Below are 16,980 nucleotides of genomic sequence, written 5' to 3' on the forward strand. Positions count from 1 at the left end.
TGCTGCCTGTAATTGATTTATGGCGGCCGTGTGCGGGCAGACTTCGGTCTGGCCGGAATCTCCTTGCCCGGTTTCTCACCCCGCACATAGCTGCCACCTCTTCGCCGCGTGAGAACGGCATTTGGTGGCTTCAAGTCAGCAAGGAGTTAATCAATGAACAAGGTTGTCCCCGACCCACCCCTCGAATCACCCACGCCCCTCGAAGAAGCCATGCGCGCCGAAGACCTCGCTCGCAACCGCGAAGCCATCAAACGCGCCCTCGATTTCTATCTTTGCCCCAACCCTTCCAAACCGCGCCCGAGCACGATGTATATGGTCACGCCCAACGTCGACACCGAAAGCCTGCTGGCCAATGCCTGCGAATCCCTGGCCTCGGCCAATACCATCGCCAGCAATTTCGCCAATGAGCTTTCGGGCCCGCAACGCAGTACGGCGCTCGGTATCCAGCAGATCATCATGCTGGCCGAGCTTGCAGTGAACCGCGCGCTGGATCGGGTTGATCCGCAAACCTGACGACCGCGTTATCGTTCATCGCGGGCAAGCCCGCTCCCACAGGCTCCTGCGCCCTTTCAGTAAATTTGGAGTTCCTGTGGGAGCTGGCTTGCCAGCGATGGCGGTGGATGATTCACCACAAATTCCGGGCATAAAAAAACCGGCGATCATTTTCTGATCGCCGGTTTTTCATTCAGCCGTCATTCAATCACTGCATCAACACTTCAATCGAGCCATCAGCGGTCAGGCTGACCTGGCTGGTGCCGGCTTCGACTTCAGGCGTGACCGGTGCTGCGTCCATGCCGGCGGCTTTCATCATCATCGGGGCGCGCATGTACGGTTGTGGGAAGCCGTTGCTGTTGAGGTTCAGGTTGACGATTTTGTAACCCTTGCCGCCCAGAGCGTCGGTGGCCAGTTGTGCGCGGGCCTTGAAGGCGGTGACGGCTTCTTTCAGCAGTTTGTCTTCGCTGGCCTTGCGGGTCGGGTCGGCGATGGCGAAGTCCATGCCGCCCATTTTCAGGTCGGTCAGCAGTTCGCCGGTGAGTTTGGACAGGGCGGCGAAGTCGGCGCTTTCCAGGCGCAGTTCGGCGCGTTCGCGCCAGCCGGTGATTTTCTGGCCCTTGGTGTCGTAGATCGGGTAGCTGTTGCGGCTGCCCTGGCGCAGGGTGATGTCTTTGACTTGCTTGGCCTGGGCCAGTGCCTTGTTCATGGTGGTGCTGACGTCGGCGGCGAGTTTGGCAGGGTCAGTGTTTTGTTCTTCGGTGTAGAGGGTCACGATCATCAGGTCGCGGGCCACTTCCTGGCTGACTTCGGCGCGCAGGGAAATCTGGTTGTAGTGCAGCTCATCGGCGGCCAGCGCCGGAAGGCTGGCGATGCTGCCGACGGTCAGGGCGAGAAGGGCGGCGCTGCGGCGAAATGTGTGCATGAAAGCTCCTTGATGAGGGCGCAGGTGATGGTTCGGGGGCCTGCGTGAAACCATCAGACTCTAGCTTTTATGATCCGGTTCGCCCAGTTACAACTTCTATACAGATGGGCCTTATAGCCGCCGCGAAGCTTTTTGCCATGTGGTCGTTTGCCGCACTTTCGCCTCTCGAGCCCGCGCCTTGGTTATACTCCGTGCGATCCGCCTGGAGCGCTCATCAGGAGAGCTCATGCTCGCCCCCGTACAACTGACTTCCGCCACTCGCCAGAACCTCTGGCGGCTGACTTTCATTCGCACCCTGGTGCTCGCCGCGCAGGCCGGTTCCGTGGGCCTGGCCTACTGGCTGGATCTGTTGCCGTTGCCGTGGGTGCAACTGGTGATGACCCTCGGCTGTTCGATTCTGCTGTGTGTGTTCACCGCCGTGCGCCTGCGCACTTCGTGGCCGGTCACCGAGCTCGAATACGCGCTGCAACTGGCCTGCGATCTGGTTATCCACAGTGCCTTGCTGTATTTCTCCGGTGGTTCGACCAACCCGTTCGTTTCGTATTATCTGGTGCCGCTGACCATCGCTGCGGTGACGCTGCCATGGCGTTATTCGGTGGTGCTGTCGGGCATTGCGCTGGCCTTGTACACGCTGATGCTGACGCATTTCTATCCGCTGGAGACCCTGCCGGTCGCCCGGGAGAACCTGCAGATCTACGGCATGTGGCTGAGTTTTGCCCTCGCGGCAGCGGTGATTACGTTTTTCGCCGCGCGCATGGCTGAAGAGCTGCGCCGGCAGGAAGAGTTGCGCGCGATACGCCGGGAAGAAGGCCTGCGCGATCAGCAATTGCTGGCCGTCGCGACTCAGGCCGCGGGCGCCGCACATGAATTGGGCACGCCGCTGGCGACCATGAGCGTGTTGCTCAACGAAATGCAGCAGGATCACCACGACCCGATGCTTCAGGAAGACCTGAAGGTGTTGAAAGATCAGGTGAAGCTTTGCAAGGAGACCCTGCAACAACTGGTGCGCGCTGCCGAAGCCAATCGCCGGATGGCGGTGGAGATGCAGGACGTCACCGAGTGGCTCGACGAGGCGCTCAACCGCTGGCACCTGATGCGCCCGGAGGCCAGTTATCGCTTCCTGCGTCTGGGCCAGGGCCCGCTGCCACGTGTGGCGCCGCCGCCGGATCTGACCCAGGCCTTGTTGAATCTGTTGAACAACGCCGCCGACGCCTGCCCGGAAAATCTTCAGGTGACCCTGGACTGGACCGCCGAAGACCTGACAATCAGCATCCGCGATCATGGCGCCGGTGTGCCGCTGGCCATCGCCGAGCAGATCGGCAAACCGTTTTTTACCACCAAGGGCAAAGGTTTCGGCCTGGGCCTGTTTTTGAGCAAGGCCAGCGTGACACGCGCCGGCGGCTCAGTGAAACTCTATAGTCATGAGGAAGGCGGCACGCTCACCGAGCTGCGCCTGCCCCACGGCGCCCGAGGAGAGCAACATGAGTGACGAAATCCAAGTCGAAGGCGAAGAACTGCCGCATTTGCTGCTGGTCGATGACGACGCGACCTTCACCCGGGTGATGGCCCGTGCCATGGCCCGCCGTGGTTTCCGCGTCAGCACCGCCGGTTCCGCCGAAGAAGGCCTGACCATCGCCCAGGCCGATCTGCCGGACTACGCCGCGCTGGACCTGAAAATGGACGGCGACTCCGGTCTGGTCCTGCTGCCGAAGCTGCTGGAGCTGGACCCGGAAATGCGCGTGGTGATCCTCACCGGTTACTCGAGCATTGCCACTGCGGTCGAAGCGATCAAGCGCGGCGCCTGCAATTATCTGTGTAAACCGGCCGACGCCGACGATGTGCTGGCAGCGCTGCTGTCCGAGCACGCCGACCTCGACAGCCTGGTGCCGGAAAACCCGATGTCGGTTGACCGTCTGCAATGGGAGCACATCCAGCGTGTGCTGACCGAGCACGAAGGCAACATCTCCGCCACGGCCCGCGCCCTGGGCATGCACCGTCGCACCCTGCAGCGCAAACTGCAGAAGCGCCCGGTTCGTCGCTGAACCTGCGCTGAACGACCATCGCCAGCCCTCGCGATAAAGCGCACCGATCATCTATGATCGGTGCGTGTCTGTTCTTTTCTTTATCGAGCCTTTTCCATGAATCAGAACGCTGAATATTCCGCGGTCAACGATACTGTGCGCGGGCAGTTTTTTCGCAAGGTGTGGGCCATGACCACGCCTTACTGGCGCAGCGAAGAGAAGGGCAAGGCCTGGACGTTGCTGATCGCCGTGATCGCGCTGACGTTGTTCAGCGTGGCGATCTCGGTGTGGATCAACAGTTGGTACAAGGATTTCTATAACGCCCTGCAAAAGAAGGACGAGGCGGCGTTCTGGCAGTTGATCCTGTATTTCTGCGGCATTGCGGCGGTGGCGATCCTCGGCGCGGTGTATCGCCTGTACCTGACGCAGATGCTGACCATCCGCTGGCGGGCATGGCTCACCGAGAACCATTTCAAGCGCTGGCTCGGGCACAAAAACTATTATCAGCTGGAGCAGGGCGGCTACACCGACAACCCTGACCAGCGGATTTCCGAAGACCTCAACACCTTCACCAGCAACACTTTGAGCCTCGCGTTGGGCCTGATCCGCACGGTGGTCAGCCTGGTATCGTTCTCGATCATTTTGTGGGGCGTGTCCGGCAGCATCGAGGTGTTCGGCATCGAGATTCCCGGCTACATGTTCTGGTGTGCGCTGCTGTATGCGGCGGTCGGCAGCTGGCTGACGCACCTGATCGGTCGACGCCTGATCGGCCTGAACAACCAACAACAACGTTTCGAAGCGGACCTGCGTTTCTCCATGGTGCGAGTACGTGAGAACGCCGAGAGCATTGCGTTGTACAACGGCGAACCGAACGAAAACCGTCGCCTGAGCAATCGCTTCGGTCTGGTCTGGCACAACTTCTGGGACATCATGCGGGTGTCCAAGCGCCTGACGTTCTTCACCTCGGGTTACGGCCAGATCGCAATCATCTTCCCGTTCATCGTCGCGGCCCCGCGTTATCTGACCGGCAAGATCGAACTGGGTGAGCTGATGCAGATCAACTCGGCATTCGGCAACGTGCAGGAGAACTTCAGCTGGTTCATCAACGCCTATTCGGATCTCGCCGCGTGGCGCGCCACGTGTGATCGTCTGCTGAGTTTCCGCCAGGCCATGACCGACAACGAAGAACGTGCACCGGCCATCGACGTGCAGAATCAGGGCGATGAGTTGAAGGTTCATAACCTGGGCCTAGATCTAGCCGACGGTCGTCATCTGCTGACCAGCGCCGACATGACCGTGGAGCAGGGCGACCGCGTGATGCTCAGTGGCCGCTCCGGCAGCGGTAAATCCACGCTGCTGCGGGCGATGGGCCATTTGTGGCCAGCCGGGCACGGCAGTATTCGCTTGCCGGCCTCGCGTTATCTGTTCCTGCCACAAAAACCGTATCTGCCGATCGGCACCCTGCGCGACGCCTTGAGTTATCCACAACCGGGCGACACCTACGCGCCTGAGCGTTATGCACAAGTGCTGGAAACCTGCCGTCTGCCGCATCTGGTGGCTCGACTGGACGAGGCCAACCACTGGCAGCGCATGCTCTCGCCGGGAGAACAGCAACGTCTGGCCTTCGCCCGCGCGCTGCTCTATGCACCGCAATGGCTGTACATGGACGAAGCGACATCGGCGATGGATGAAGAAGACGAAGCCACGCTGTATCAGGCGCTGATCGACCAGTTGCCGGGCCTGAGCATCGTCAGCGTCGGCCATCGCAGCAGCCTCAAGCGCTTCCATCCACGGCATGTGCGGATCGATGGCGGGCATCTGGTGGAACAGACCGTGACGGCCTGATCACACACCCTTTGTGGGAGCGAGCTTGCTCGCGAAGGCGTCATCTCAGACGACAAATCTGTTGCCTGAAAAACCGCTTCGCGAGCAAGCTCGCTCCCACAGAGATGGTGTGACAAGTGATCGTACAACCCGCTTGCGCTATGATGCCCTTCAAGCCGATATTTCGAGACAAACGCAGACCATGGAAAACCCGATCGACACCCCGCGCCTCCCTCGCAAGCGCCGCAGCCTGGCTCAGGAACTGGTGACGGTGCTGACCGAGCAGATCCGCGATGGTCTGCTCAAGCGTGGCGACAAATTGCCCACCGAGTCGGCAATCATGGAAGCTCATGGCGTCAGCCGCACCGTGGTGCGCGAGGCGATCTCCCGGCTACAGGCCGCAGGTCAGGTTGAAACCCGCCACGGCATCGGCACTTTCGTGCTCGATACACCGAGCCCGAGTGGCTTCCGGATCGACCCCGCCACCGTGGTCACCCTGCGTGACGTGCTGGCGATTCTCGAACTCCGCATCAGCCTCGAAACCGAATCCGCCGGCCTCGCCGCGCAGCGTCGCAGTGCCGAACAACTGGCCGCCATGCGTGCTGCCCTCGATGCGCTGAACGAAAGCGTCGCCCACGCCAGTGATGCGGTGGCGTCGGACTTCCAGTTCCACCTGCAAATCGCGCTGTCCACCGGCAACCGCTACTTCACCGACATCATGACCCACCTGGGCACCAGCATCATTCCGCGCACGCGCCTGAACTCGGCGCGTCTGGCCCATGACGATCAGCAGCACTACATGAATCGCCTGAGCCGCGAGCACGAGGAAATCTACGAGGCCATCGCCCGCCAGGATTCCGATGCCGCCCGCGCGGCCATGCGCCTGCACCTGACCAATAGCCGCGAACGGCTGCGTCAGGCGCATGAAGAGGCGCAGGCGCAGGGTTGAACTCTGGAAGGGCGGGAAAACGTCATGCGGTGTCGACGATAGATAACGGTAATGCCTTTGATGGTTGCGGGGGGCCGTCTATCGTTACGAGGTAGCTGATTACTACGGACCCACTTTTGAATTGATAGCCGAAAAGGCTTCTTGAATTCAGAGAGACCTGTTCCTTTCCGGCTGTCGAGGTCGTAAATCTGGTGCCCCATGGAATAGGGGGCTAAAGCGGTCGGGCTTGACTTCAATTGTTATGTCGATCTGTTGGTTTGCTGCTTTCCCCTCATAAAAGAAATCGAGCAGAAAAACGCCATTCAGTTTTTGGGTGTCCAGCACTCCATTTGGCGCCTGAGGTGCTTCCGCTGGGGCAAGTAGATTTAAAGGTGATACTTGCAGTGTCTGCATGACAAACTCTCCTTGAGTCGGGGTGAGTGCAATCTTATTGCACCCCGCCAGTTGAGCTTCTTTGTGTGCCGGTGCGCCACTGTCAGAAATGACAGTGGCGACAAACGGTCGTCATTGATCCCGTCATGCGTGACGATCAAGCTTCGATGTACAGTTTCAACGGTTCGGAACACGGCTCCAGACTGGACTCATCGGCGAACTTGTAGCGCAGCTCAACGGTACTGTTCAGGTACTTTTCCAGTTCGAATCTGGGGATGCTCAGTTCAATTCCCGTCATGCCGACCATGTCATCCAGTGCGTCATCCCAGGCGCCGGTCGGCTCCGACAAACCCTGCCATTCAGGCTCTTCCGGATCATCGCCGAGGATCGGGTACACATCCCAGTTCGGCGGTGTGTTCTGGCCATCGGGTACCTGAACGGTCAGGTCGTCATCCAGAGTCGATAACCGCAGGATGATCGAGTCGCTGGCGTGGTCGGGGAATTGCGGAAGGTGTGCAGCGGCAAACGTCATGCTTCGTTCTCCTTGAAAGATCTGCCGCGATCCTTCGCGGCAGTCGTCGCACTTTACCCGGCGAATCGGTGAGGCGCGCCGGGGCAATCTTGTCCGGGCATTTCAGCTGCGGGGCAGAATCGATCGATCCACCCTGATCGCCAGTTTGCCCGGGCCGGGCCTGACGTCGAACGTTGCCTGGCCCTGAGCATCCACCGACGCCCGGGCGATGGCCACGCCGTCACGCAGCAGTTGCAGCGGCGCACCTTTCAACGATTGGCCCGAGGCCAGTTCCAGTTTCAATTTGATAGTCATCGAATCGCTCCTTAATTCGTGTTGCCGGTTGGGTGATAGTCCTTGAGCAGCAGGTAAGTGCTCCAGCCCCACCAGTCGTCGACGGTGGCGGTGTCGTTGAGGTTGTTGACGTCCTTGCGCCGCAGGACTTTGTTGCCTTGAACGCGGAACAGTGGCGAGAAGTTGTTGGCCAGACTCATCACGAAAGTCAGGTCCGGCAGCCGTTGCAGTGCGTTGAAGGTGGCCGGCACGTTGCCGCTTGAATAGGCGGCATACACCTCGTCCGCCGAGTCCTGCACCGCCAGATTCACCTGATTTCGGTTGTCGGCGTCCGTGGCGTCGAAGTAGCGCTTGTCACCGAACGCCCGCCATTGCTCGCCATGTCCGTTACGCACCTTAAGGCCGAACTTGCTGTCTTCGTCATGCATGAAGCGAGTGATCAGCGAGCCCAGGTCGCTCGGTGTCACCGCTGCGGCCATGGCCTTGCGCGGCACCCGCAGATGCCCGGAGGAGAACAGATCGGTGAGGTAGTGGTCGGCGAACGCGTTCATCGCGTAGGCCCGTTCCAGTTGCAGTTCGTCCTGACTGGCGTGGGCGGCAGCGGCGGTTTGCAGGGCGGCGGTGTGCCCGGCGATGTAGGCCTGTCGGGCCCATTCGCCGAAGTGGTCGGCGTTGTTCGCCGCCAGTTTCAGATAGCGACCGAGCGGGAACAGCGCCGAGACAAAACTGCCGCCGCCGGTAATCTTGTTCCACTCTTCCGACAACGTATCTCCCAAAGCGTCATAAGCCTCATGGGGTTTCTTGCCGTCCTTGATCGCCTGTTTAACCGCGTCGATCTCCTTCTGCATGATCGCGAGAATCTGTGGTGCTTCGGCCTTTGAAGCGGGCAGTACGGCGAGGCTGTCGAAGGCCGCCGTGAAGCGCTGAAGGCGATCAGTCGGAGTCGCACCTTCGTTGATCGGACGGTCGACGACTCCGTAGAAATCACCGCCCAGCGCCAGCACCTGACCGTAGGTCAGCGCCAACCCGTTCGGCAGATGCAGCGCTACGTTTTGCGCAAGCACCGGCTCGGCATTTTCAACAAAGCGCAGCCGGGTGTTATCGCCGATAGCCGTGTGTTCCGCGCCCTCGAAGCGTAACTGCGGTTTGCCTTTCAAGGCTTGAGCGGGCGGAGTGGTCACGGGTTCGACATCGCTGTGCGAGTCGGCGATGTGCAGCAACAGGTGTGGATTTTCGGCGCTGAAGGTGATGCCGCCGGGAGTAAAAAGATCATCGAATCGGGCGATGACCGGTGAGGGTTTTTCAAGGCATTTTGTTTGTAGACCGGACATTTCTTTCTCCTTGATATGTCGTCGGTGGATTCTTATTTAACTGTATGCATATACAGTTAAATCGAGCCTAGTCGAGAAATCTCCTACGTCAAAAAGAAATCTTGTCCGACAAAAAATGCCCTCCAGCGATGAAATGCAGTTGACGGTTATCTTTTAAGTTGTACGATGACCTACAACTTCGGCGAAGGCTGAACGGTCCACTCACAAAAAAACGTTGCTACCAGGGTGTTCGAATAATGAATCCACAAGAACTGAAGTCCATCCTCTCCGCCGGCCTGCTGTCGTTCCCGGTGACCGATTTCAATGCCCAGGGCGATTTCAACCGCGCTGGCTACATCAAACGCCTGGAATGGCTGGCCCCGTACGGTGCTTCAGCCCTGTTCGCCGCCGGTGGCACCGGTGAATTCTTCTCCCTGGCTGCCAGCGAATACTCGGAAATCATCAAGACTGCCGTCGACACCTGCGCCAGCAGCGTGCCGATCCTCGCCGGTGTCGGCGGTTCGACCCGCCAGGCCATCGAATACGCTCAGGAAGCCGAGCGTCTGGGCGCCAAAGGTCTGTTGCTGCTGCCGCACTACCTGACCGAAGCCAGCCAGGACGGCGTTGCCGCCCACGTTGAAGCGGTGTGCAAATCGGTCAACATCGGCGTGGTGGTCTACAACCGCAACGTCTGCCGCCTGACCGCGCCGCTGCTGGAACGTTTGGCCGAGCGCTGCCCGAACCTGATCGGTTACAAGGACGGTCTGGGCGACATCGAACTGATGGTGTCGATCCGTCGTCGTCTCGGCGATCGCTTCAGCTACCTCGGTGGTCTGCCGACCGCCGAAGTCTACGCCGCGGCCTACAAGGCCCTGGGCGTGCCGGTCTACTCGTCGGCGGTGTTCAACTTCATCCCGAAAACCGCGATGGACTTCTACCACGCGATTGCCCGCGAAGATCACGCCACTGTCGGCAAGATCATCGACGACTTCTTCCTGCCGTACCTGGACATCCGCAACCGCAAGGCCGGTTACGCCGTGAGCATCGTCAAGGCAGGCGCCAAGATCGCCGGCTATGACGCAGGCCCGGTGCGGGCGCCGCTGACCGACCTGACCCGCGAAGAGTACGAAATGCTCGCCGCGCTGATCGACAAGCAAGGTGCGCAGTAACACAACTCTATAAACAAGGCCGCTGAGCGATCAGCGGCCTTTTGCGTCAGGAGAATGATTCGTGACCAAGCGCTATGACAACTACATCAACGGTGAATGGGTCGCCGGCAACGATTACTCGGTCAACATCAACCCGTCCGAGCTGAGCGACACCATCGGCGATTACGCCAAGGCTGACCTGGCTCAGGTCAACGCCGCCATCGACGCCGCGCGCGCCGCGTTCCCGGCGTGGTCGACTTCGGGCATTCAGGCCCGTCACGACTCGCTGGACAAAGTCGGTACTGAAATCCTCGCCCGCCGCGAAGAACTCGGCACCCTGCTGGCCCGGGAAGAGGGCAAGACCCTGCCCGAAGCCATCGGCGAAGTGACCCGCGCCGGCAACATCTTCAAGTTCTTCGCCGGTGAATGCCTGCGTCTGTCCGGCGACTACGTGCCGTCGGTGCGCCCGGGCGTCAACGTTGAAGTCACTCGCGAAGCGCTCGGTGTGGTCGGCTTGATCACCCCGTGGAACTTCCCGATTGCCATCCCGTCGTGGAAAATCGCTCCGGCCCTGGCCTACGGCAACTGCGTGGTGTTGAAGCCGGCGGATCTGGTGCCGGGTTGCGCCTGGGCGCTGGCCGAAATCATCTCCCGCGCAGGCTTCCCGGCCGGCGTGTTCAACCTGGTGATGGGCAGTGGCCGCGTGGTCGGTGAAGCGCTGGTCAACAGCCCGAAAGTCGACGGCATCAGCTTCACCGGCTCCGTCGGTGTGGGCCGTCAGATCGCGGTCAACTGTGTGTCGCGCCAGGCCAAGGTTCAGCTGGAAATGGGCGGCAAGAACCCGCAGATCATTCTCGACGACGCCGACCTCAAGCAGGCGGTGGAGCTGTCGGTGCAGAGTGCGTTCTACTCCACCGGCCAGCGTTGCACCGCGTCGAGCCGCTTGATCGTTACCGCCGGGATTCACGACAAGTTCGTCGAAGCCATGGCCGAGCGCATGAAGTCGATCAAGGTCGGCCACGCGCTGAAGGCCGGTACCGACATCGGTCCGGTGGTCTCGCAAGCGCAGCTTGAACAGGACCTGAAATACATCGACATCGGTCAGTCCGAAGGTGCACGTGTTGTCAGCGGCGGCGGTCTGGTGACCTGTGACACCGAGGGTTACTTCCTCGCGCCGACCCTGTTTGCCGACAGCGAGGCGTCGATGCGCATCAGCCGCGAAGAGATCTTCGGCCCGGTGGCCAACATCGTCCGCGTAGCCGATTACGACGCTGCACTGGCCATGGCCAATGACACCGAATTCGGTCTGTCGGCGGGTATCGCCACCACGTCGCTGAAGTACGCCAACCACTTCAAGCGTCATTCCCAGGCCGGGATGGTGATGGTCAACCTGCCGACCGCCGGTGTCGATTACCACGTTCCGTTCGGTGGCCGTAAGGGTTCATCCTATGGCTCACGTGAGCAAGGCCGCTATGCGCAAGAGTTCTACACGGTCGTGAAGACCAGCTACATCGGTTCGTAAATCGCTGCACCCGCGCCGGGCCTTCGCCTGAGGCCCTGCGCGGCACAAGACCAAAGAATGTTTTACCCGCATAAAAATAATCAGTGGGAGTACATCTACATGCAATCGTCCAAGCCGACTCACGTCCGCTATTTGATCCTGCTCATGCTGTTTTTGGTGACCACGATCAACTACGCCGACCGCGCCACCATCGCGATCGCCGGTTCCAGTTTGCAAAAAGACCTCGGCATCGACGCGGTCACCCTCGGCTACATCTTCTCTGCTTTCGGTTGGGCCTACGTGGCCGGGCAAATTCCCGGCGGCTGGCTGCTCGATCGCTTCGGCTCGAAAAAAGTCTATGCCCTGAGCATTTTCACCTGGTCGCTGTTCACCGTGCTGCAAGGCTTCGTCGGTGAGTTCGGCATGTCCACGGCCATCGTCGCGCTGTTCATGTTGCGCTTCCTGGTCGGTCTGGCCGAGGCGCCATCGTTCCCCGGCAACGCCCGTATCGTCGCGGCATGGTTCCCGACCGCTGAACGCGGTACCGCTTCGGCGATCTTCAACTCCGCGCAATACTTCGCGACCGTGCTGTTCGCACCGCTGATGGGCTGGATCGTGTTCTCCTTTGGCTGGGAGCACGTGTTCATCGTCATGGGTATCCTCGGCATCATCTTCTCGCTGGTCTGGCTGAAAGTGATCTACAGCCCGCGTGAACACCCGCGCATCAACGATGCCGAGTTCAAGCACATCGCTGACAACGGCGGCATGGTCGACATGGACCAGAAAGGCAAAAAATCCGACGGGCCGAAATGGGATTACATCCGCCAGTTGCTGACCAACCGCATGATGCTCGGCGTGTACCTGGGCCAGTACTGCATCAACGGCATCACTTATTTCTTCCTGACCTGGTTCCCGGTGTACCTGGTGCAAGATCGCGGCATGACCATCCTCAAGGCCGGTTTCATTGCCTCGTTGCCGGCGATCTGCGGCTTTATCGGCGGTGTCCTCGGCGGGGTGATTTCCGATTACCTGCTGCGCAAGGGCCATTCGCTGACCTTCGCCCGCAAGGCGCCGATCATTGCCGGTCTGCTGGTTTCGAGCAGCATCGTGGCCTGCAACTATGTCGACGTTGAATGGATGGTGGTCGGCTTTATGGCCCTGGCGTTCTTCGGCAAAGGCGTGGGCGCGTTGGGCTGGGCGGTGGTGTCCGACACCTCGCCGAAACAGATCGCCGGTCTGAGCGGCGGCCTGTTCAACACCTTCGGCAACATCGCGTCGATCACCACCCCGATCGTCATCGGCTACATCATCAGCTCCACCGGTTCGTTCAAATGGGCGCTGGTGTTCGTCGGCGCCAACGCGCTGGTGGCGGTGTTCAGCTATCTGGTGATCGTCGGCCCGATCAAGCGTGTGGTCCTGAAAGAGCCGCCAACCAACGGTGGTTCCGAAGCAGCTGGTAAATTGTCTCAAGCGCATTCCTGAGGAGCGGCGTCATGCAGTTGATTGAACATTCTGACTCGCCGCGCTACATCCGCCTGCACGAGCGGGACAACGTAGTGGTTGTGGTCAATGACCAGGGCGTGCCGGCCGGCACCGCATTTGCCGATGGCCTGGTGACGGTGGATTTTGTGCCGCAAAGTCACAAGGTCAGCCTCGTGGATATTCCCGAGGGCGGCACGGTGATTCGCTACGGCCAGATCATTGGCTACGCGTTGCAGCCGATTCCCCGTGGCAGTTGGGTCAAGGAAGATCAACTGCGCATGCCGACCGCGCCGCCGCTGGACAGCCTGCCGCTGTCTACCGATGTGCCGGCCGCGCAGGCACCGCTGGAAGGCTTCACGTTCGAGGGTTATCGCAACGCCGACGGCACCGTCGGCACGCGCAACATCCTCGGGATCACCACCACCGTGCAATGCGTCACCGGGGTGCTGGATCACGCGGTGAAGCGGATCAAGGACGAGCTCTTGCCCAGGTACCCGCACGTCGATGACGTGGTGGCGCTGACCCACAGTTACGGTTGCGGCGTGGCCATCACGGCCACCGACGCCTACATCCCGATCCGCACCGTGCGCAATCTGGCGCGCAACCCGAACCTCGGTGGCGAGGCGCTGGTCATCGGTCTGGGCTGCGAGAAATTGCAGGCCGGGCAGGTGATGCACGAGGACGATGCCTCGGTGGATCTGAGCGAGCCGTGGCTGTATCGCTTGCAGGATTCCAGTCACGGTTTCACCGAGATGATCGAGCAGATCATGGAACTGGCCGAAGTCCGCCTGAAGAAACTCGACCAGCGTCGCCGCGAAACCGTGCCGGCGTCGGAGCTGATCCTCGGCATGCAGTGCGGTGGCAGCGATGCGTTTTCCGGCATTACCGCCAACCCCGCGCTGGGTTACGCCTCGGACTTGCTGCTGCGGGCGGGCGCGACGGTGATGTTTTCCGAAGTCACCGAAGTGCGCGATGCGATTTACCTGCTGACTTCACGGGCGCAGTCCAAAACCGTTGCCGAGGAACTGGTGCGCGAGATGGACTGGTACGACCGTTATCTGGCCAAGGGTGAAGCGGATCGCAGCGCCAACACCACGCCGGGCAACAAGAAGGGCGGGTTGTCGAACATTGTCGAAAAGTCGTTGGGCTCGATCGTGAAGTCCGGTAGCAGCGCGATCAGCGGTGTGCTCGGCCCGGGTGAGCGGTTCAAGCAGAAGGGTTTGATTTTCTGTGCAACGCCGGCGAGTGATTTTGTCTGCGGTACGTTGCAACTGGCGGCGGGGATGAACCTGCATGTGTTCACTACCGGTCGTGGCACGCCTTACGGCTTGGCCATGGCGCCGGTGGTGAAGGTTTCGACCCGTACGGAGCTGGCGCAGCGCTGGCCGGATCTGATCGACATCGATGCCGGGCGGATTGCTACCGGGCGTGCGTCCATCGAGGAACTGGGCTGGGAGTTGTTCCACTACTACCTGGATGTGGCGAGCGGCAAGCAGCAGACGTGGGCGGAGAAGCACAAGCTGCATAACGACATTACGTTGTTCAATCCGGCGCCGATTACTTGATCGTTGAGTGTTTGATCGTTCCCACGCTCTGCGTGGGAACGCCTCCTGTGACGCTCCGCGTCACGACTTTGGACGCGGAGCGTCCCGGGCTGCATTCCCACGCAGACGGTTCGACGCTTCGACGTGGGAACGATCAGGGTGAAAGTGGCTTATCATTAGCCCCCTAACGACGCTCACCTCCAAGGCTCCCCGGCATGCTGGCAATTTTCCTCGAAACCCTGAACATCACCGCGCCGGTGTTTGCCATGCTGTTTCTCGGTGTGCTGCTCAAGCGCATCGACTGGATCAACGACAACTTCATCCACACGGCATCGTCGCTGGTGTTCAACGTCACCATGCCGGCGCTGCTGTTTCTCGGCATTCTGCACGCTGACCTGCACGCCGCGCTGCAACCGGCGCTGCTGATCTATTTCGCACTGGCCACGCTGGTCAGTTTTGCCGTGGCCTGGGGCTGGGCGATTTTCCGTTGTCCGCGTGAAGATCGCGGTATCTACACCCAGGGCGCGTTTCGCGGCAACAACGGGGTGATCGGCCTGGCGCTGGCGGCGAGCATGTATGGCGACTACGGGATTTCCCTCGGGGCGATTCTCGCGGCGCTGGTGATCCTCTTCTACAACACCCTGTCGACCATCGTGTTGGCGGTCTACAGCCCGGTGATCAAGTCCGACCCGTGGAGCATCTGCAAAAGCGTGGTCAGCAATCCATTGATCATCAGCGTGATCGCGGCAGCGCCGTTCGCTTATTTCAAGATCGGTCTGCCGGGCTGGCTGGAAACCTCCGGTCAGTACCTGGCGCAGACCACGTTGCCGCTGGCCCTGATTTGCATTGGCGGCACGCTGTCGCTGGCGGCACTGCGCAAGAGCGGCAACATGGCGCTCAGTTCGAGTCTGGTGAAGATGGTCGGCCTGCCGGTGATCGCCACGCTGGGCGCATGGCTGTGGGGCTTTCGCGGGGCGGAGCTGGGGATTCTGTTTCTGTACTTCGGCAGCCCGACCGCCGCCGCCAGTTTTGTCATGGCCCGTGCGGCCCAGGGCAATCATGAACTGGCGGCGGCGATCATCGTGCTGACCACGTTGATGGCGGCGATCACCACCAACATCGGGATCTTTTTCTTGCAATGGGGCGGGTGGATCTAGGGCCGGCGGTTACTCGGGCTTCTGGTAACTGTCGATCACTTCCTGCGCCGCGCGGAACGCATCGATCGCCGCCGGCACGCCGGCATACACCGCGCAATGCAGCAGCGCTTCGCGGATCTCATCGATCGTGCAGCCATTGTTCAACGCACCGCGCACGTGACCTTTCAATTCCTGCGGGCACTTCAGTGCTGTCAATGCGGCGAGGGTGATCAGGCTGCGGGTCTTCAGTGGCAGACCTTCGCGATTCCACACGCCGCCCCAGGCGTGTTCGTTGACGAAATCCTGCAACGGTTGGGTGAACTCGGTAGCGTTGCCCAGCGCGCGGTCGACAAACGCGTCGCCCATTACCTGACGGCGGACTTCAACCCCGGATTTCTTCGATTCGGTCATGGCACATCCTTCTTGTGGTGTTGGCGGCGCCAGGCGCGCACGGACGTGAAAAACAGAAACGTCAGCAGCGTCGGCAGTACATAAAACAGCATCAATCGCTCGAGTTTGCCGGCCAGTGGCATGCCGGTGGTGAACGACACCACATGCAGCCCGTACGCCAGATACAAACCCAACAGCAGCAAACCTTCGGCCCGTGTCACGCGATAACCGGAATAGAACACCGGCAGGCACAGCGCAGCGACGCCGAGCATCACCGGCAGGTCGAAATCCAGCGCGTTCGGCGAGACCGACAACGGCGTCGGCGCGATCAGTGCGGTGAGGCCCAGCACCCCGAGCAGGTTGAACAGGTTGGCGCCGATCACGTTGCCGACTGCAATGTCCCGCTGACCGCGCAGCGCTGCGATCAGTGAGGTGGCGAGCTCCGGCAGCGAGGTGCCGACCGCGACCACGGTCAGGCCGATCACCCGTTCGGAGAATCCCAGGTCAGTGGCGACGACCACGGCTGCACCCAGCAGCAAGTGCCCGGCGAACACCAGCATGCCCAGACCGCCGACAATCATCAGCAGGCTGGTGAACCACGGCGCCTGCGGATCATGCGGTTGATCGGAATGCGGGCGGGCCGAGTGCCGCGACTGGCGCAGCAACAATCCGAGGTAAAGCGTCAGGGCACCGATCAACAGAATGCCGTCGAAGCGCCCGAGCTCTTCATTCCACGCCAGCACGAACACCAGCAGGCTGGCGCCGATCATCAACGGGATGTCGAGACGCACCAGTTGCCGCGACACCCGCAGCGGAATGATCAGCGCCGACAGGCCGAGGGTGACGAGAATGTTGAAAATGCTGCTGCCGATCACGCTGCTGACGGCGATGTCCGGCGTGTGCGCCTGCACGGCTTGCAGGCTGACGGCCATTTGCGGGGCGCTGCTGCCGAGGCCGACGATGGTCAGGCCGATGATCAGCGGTCGTACATGCAGGCGCGCGGCCAGGCGCACCGCGGCGCGCACCATCAGCTCGGCGCCGGCGATCAGCAGGAACAGCCCGCTGAGCAATTCGATCACGC

At 60.9% G+C, this 16,980-nt stretch carries 17 protein-coding genes; 10 read left to right on the top strand and 7 right to left on the bottom strand.

Going from position 1 to position 16,980, the window contains the following annotated elements; all coding sequences use genetic code 11:
* The first annotated feature begins 153 nt into the window (after nucleotides 1-153).
* The gene (locus tag LOY31_RS04235) at nucleotides 154-513 is read left to right on the top strand and encodes a DUF6124 family protein (RefSeq protein ID WP_258712909.1); all 360 of its coding nucleotides are present in this window, start codon (nucleotides 154-156) and stop codon (nucleotides 511-513) included.
* Between the two features lie 187 nt (nucleotides 514-700).
* On the opposite strand, the gene LOY31_RS04240 is transcribed toward LOY31_RS04235, so the two are convergent.
* A complete protein-coding gene (locus LOY31_RS04240) occupies nucleotides 701-1,417 on the bottom strand; it encodes an SIMPL domain-containing protein (protein WP_085608062.1) in 717 nt (238 codons plus the stop codon).
* 226 nt (nucleotides 1,418-1,643) lie between these two features.
* On the opposite strand from LOY31_RS04240, the gene LOY31_RS04245 reads away from it, so the two are divergent.
* From LOY31_RS04245 to LOY31_RS04260, 4 genes are all read left to right on the top strand, one after another.
* Nucleotides 1,644-2,906 (top strand): ATP-binding protein, encoded by a 1,263-nt coding sequence (locus LOY31_RS04245; protein WP_085608063.1) that lies wholly within the window; start codon nucleotides 1,644-1,646, stop codon nucleotides 2,904-2,906.
* Nucleotides 2,899-3,459 (top strand): response regulator transcription factor, encoded by a 561-nt coding sequence (locus tag LOY31_RS04250; RefSeq protein ID WP_003221630.1) that lies wholly within the window; start codon nucleotides 2,899-2,901, stop codon nucleotides 3,457-3,459. The genes LOY31_RS04245 and LOY31_RS04250 overlap by 8 nt, the downstream gene beginning before the upstream one ends.
* A 96-nt stretch (nucleotides 3,460-3,555) precedes the next feature.
* Complete coding sequence (locus LOY31_RS04255) at nucleotides 3,556-5,283, top strand: ABC transporter ATP-binding protein/permease (RefSeq protein ID WP_007953641.1); 1,728 nt, start codon at nucleotides 3,556-3,558, stop codon at nucleotides 5,281-5,283.
* Nucleotides 5,284-5,464: 181 nt separating this feature from the next.
* The gene (locus LOY31_RS04260; RefSeq protein WP_085608064.1) at nucleotides 5,465-6,211 is read left to right on the top strand and encodes a FadR/GntR family transcriptional regulator; all 747 of its coding nucleotides are present in this window, start codon (nucleotides 5,465-5,467) and stop codon (nucleotides 6,209-6,211) included.
* A gap of 147 nt (nucleotides 6,212-6,358) precedes the next feature.
* On the opposite strand, the gene LOY31_RS04265 is transcribed toward LOY31_RS04260, so the two are convergent.
* From LOY31_RS04265 to LOY31_RS04280, 4 genes are all read right to left on the bottom strand, one after another.
* On the bottom strand, nucleotides 6,359-6,604 hold the full coding sequence (locus tag LOY31_RS04265; protein WP_258712910.1) for a hypothetical protein: 246 nt from the start codon (nucleotides 6,602-6,604) through the stop codon (nucleotides 6,359-6,361).
* A 136-nt stretch (nucleotides 6,605-6,740) separates the two neighbouring features.
* The gene (locus tag LOY31_RS04270) at nucleotides 6,741-7,115 is read right to left on the bottom strand and encodes a hypothetical protein (RefSeq protein ID WP_085608066.1); all 375 of its coding nucleotides are present in this window, start codon (nucleotides 7,113-7,115) and stop codon (nucleotides 6,741-6,743) included.
* A gap of 102 nt (nucleotides 7,116-7,217) precedes the next feature.
* Nucleotides 7,218-7,409: a hypothetical protein gene (locus tag LOY31_RS04275; RefSeq protein ID WP_085608067.1), complete on the bottom strand. Its 192-nt coding sequence runs from the start codon at nucleotides 7,407-7,409 to the stop codon at nucleotides 7,218-7,220.
* Between the two features lie 11 nt (nucleotides 7,410-7,420).
* Nucleotides 7,421-8,719, bottom strand: a complete 1,299-nt coding sequence (locus LOY31_RS04280; RefSeq protein ID WP_258712911.1) for a phospholipase — start codon at nucleotides 8,717-8,719, stop codon at nucleotides 7,421-7,423.
* Between the two features lie 236 nt (nucleotides 8,720-8,955).
* Between LOY31_RS04280 and kdgD the strand changes: the two genes are divergently transcribed.
* The 5 genes from kdgD (at nucleotide 8,956) to LOY31_RS04305 (ending at nucleotide 15,530) form a co-directional block, all read left to right on the top strand.
* On the top strand, nucleotides 8,956-9,867 hold the full coding sequence (gene kdgD, locus LOY31_RS04285; RefSeq protein WP_007953624.1) for a 5-dehydro-4-deoxyglucarate dehydratase: 912 nt from the start codon (nucleotides 8,956-8,958) through the stop codon (nucleotides 9,865-9,867).
* 61 nt (nucleotides 9,868-9,928) lie between these two features.
* Nucleotides 9,929-11,368, top strand: coding sequence for an aldehyde dehydrogenase family protein (locus LOY31_RS04290; protein WP_221534374.1), 1,440 nt, complete (start codon nucleotides 9,929-9,931; stop codon nucleotides 11,366-11,368).
* 99 nt (nucleotides 11,369-11,467) lie between these two features.
* Entirely contained in the window at nucleotides 11,468-12,829 is a 1,362-nt protein-coding gene (locus LOY31_RS04295) for an MFS transporter (protein WP_221534373.1), read from the top strand.
* An 11-nt stretch (nucleotides 12,830-12,840) separates the two neighbouring features.
* Nucleotides 12,841-14,394, top strand: a complete 1,554-nt coding sequence (gene garD, locus LOY31_RS04300; RefSeq protein ID WP_221534372.1) for a galactarate dehydratase — start codon at nucleotides 12,841-12,843, stop codon at nucleotides 14,392-14,394.
* A 194-nt stretch (nucleotides 14,395-14,588) separates the two neighbouring features.
* On the top strand, nucleotides 14,589-15,530 hold the full coding sequence (locus LOY31_RS04305; RefSeq protein ID WP_007953620.1) for an AEC family transporter: 942 nt from the start codon (nucleotides 14,589-14,591) through the stop codon (nucleotides 15,528-15,530).
* Between the two features lie 9 nt (nucleotides 15,531-15,539).
* Here LOY31_RS04305 and LOY31_RS04310 read toward each other — a convergent pair whose 3' ends face one another.
* Nucleotides 15,540-15,920: a carboxymuconolactone decarboxylase family protein gene (locus tag LOY31_RS04310; protein ID WP_007953619.1), complete on the bottom strand. Its 381-nt coding sequence runs from the start codon at nucleotides 15,918-15,920 to the stop codon at nucleotides 15,540-15,542.
* Nucleotides 15,917-16,978 (bottom strand): calcium/sodium antiporter, encoded by a 1,062-nt coding sequence (locus LOY31_RS04315; protein WP_258712912.1) that lies wholly within the window; start codon nucleotides 16,976-16,978, stop codon nucleotides 15,917-15,919. Before LOY31_RS04315 ends, LOY31_RS04310 begins: the two co-directional genes overlap by 4 nt.
* Between the last annotated feature and the right edge of the window lie 2 nt (nucleotides 16,979-16,980).

The organism is Pseudomonas sp. B21-021 (genome assembly GCF_024749205.1).
Classification (GTDB): Bacteria; Pseudomonadota; Gammaproteobacteria; order Pseudomonadales; family Pseudomonadaceae; genus Aquipseudomonas; species Aquipseudomonas paraglycinae.

Bases quoted from the DNA above. Each gene is read 5' to 3' on its own strand.
- LOY31_RS04235 (WP_258712909.1), top strand. From the start codon at position 154: ATGAACAAGGTTGTCCCCGACCCACCCCTCGAATCACCCACGCCCCTC.
- LOY31_RS04240 (WP_085608062.1), bottom strand. From the start codon at position 1,417: ATGCACACATTTCGCCGCAGCGCCGCCCTTCTCGCCCTGACCGTCGGC.
- LOY31_RS04245 (WP_085608063.1), top strand. From the start codon at position 1,644: ATGCTCGCCCCCGTACAACTGACTTCCGCCACTCGCCAGAACCTCTGG.
- LOY31_RS04250 (WP_003221630.1), top strand. From the start codon at position 2,899: ATGAGTGACGAAATCCAAGTCGAAGGCGAAGAACTGCCGCATTTGCTG.
- LOY31_RS04255 (WP_007953641.1), top strand. From the start codon at position 3,556: ATGAATCAGAACGCTGAATATTCCGCGGTCAACGATACTGTGCGCGGG.
- LOY31_RS04260 (WP_085608064.1), top strand. From the start codon at position 5,465: ATGGAAAACCCGATCGACACCCCGCGCCTCCCTCGCAAGCGCCGCAGC.
- LOY31_RS04265 (WP_258712910.1), bottom strand. From the start codon at position 6,604: ATGCAGACACTGCAAGTATCACCTTTAAATCTACTTGCCCCAGCGGAA.
- LOY31_RS04270 (WP_085608066.1), bottom strand. From the start codon at position 7,115: ATGACGTTTGCCGCTGCACACCTTCCGCAATTCCCCGACCACGCCAGC.
- LOY31_RS04275 (WP_085608067.1), bottom strand. From the start codon at position 7,409: ATGACTATCAAATTGAAACTGGAACTGGCCTCGGGCCAATCGTTGAAA.
- LOY31_RS04280 (WP_258712911.1), bottom strand. From the start codon at position 8,719: ATGTCCGGTCTACAAACAAAATGCCTTGAAAAACCCTCACCGGTCATC.
- kdgD (WP_007953624.1), top strand. From the start codon at position 8,956: ATGAATCCACAAGAACTGAAGTCCATCCTCTCCGCCGGCCTGCTGTCG.
- LOY31_RS04295 (WP_221534373.1), top strand. From the start codon at position 11,468: ATGCAATCGTCCAAGCCGACTCACGTCCGCTATTTGATCCTGCTCATG.
- garD (WP_221534372.1), top strand. From the start codon at position 12,841: ATGCAGTTGATTGAACATTCTGACTCGCCGCGCTACATCCGCCTGCAC.
- LOY31_RS04305 (WP_007953620.1), top strand. From the start codon at position 14,589: ATGCTGGCAATTTTCCTCGAAACCCTGAACATCACCGCGCCGGTGTTT.
- LOY31_RS04310 (WP_007953619.1), bottom strand. From the start codon at position 15,920: ATGACCGAATCGAAGAAATCCGGGGTTGAAGTCCGCCGTCAGGTAATG.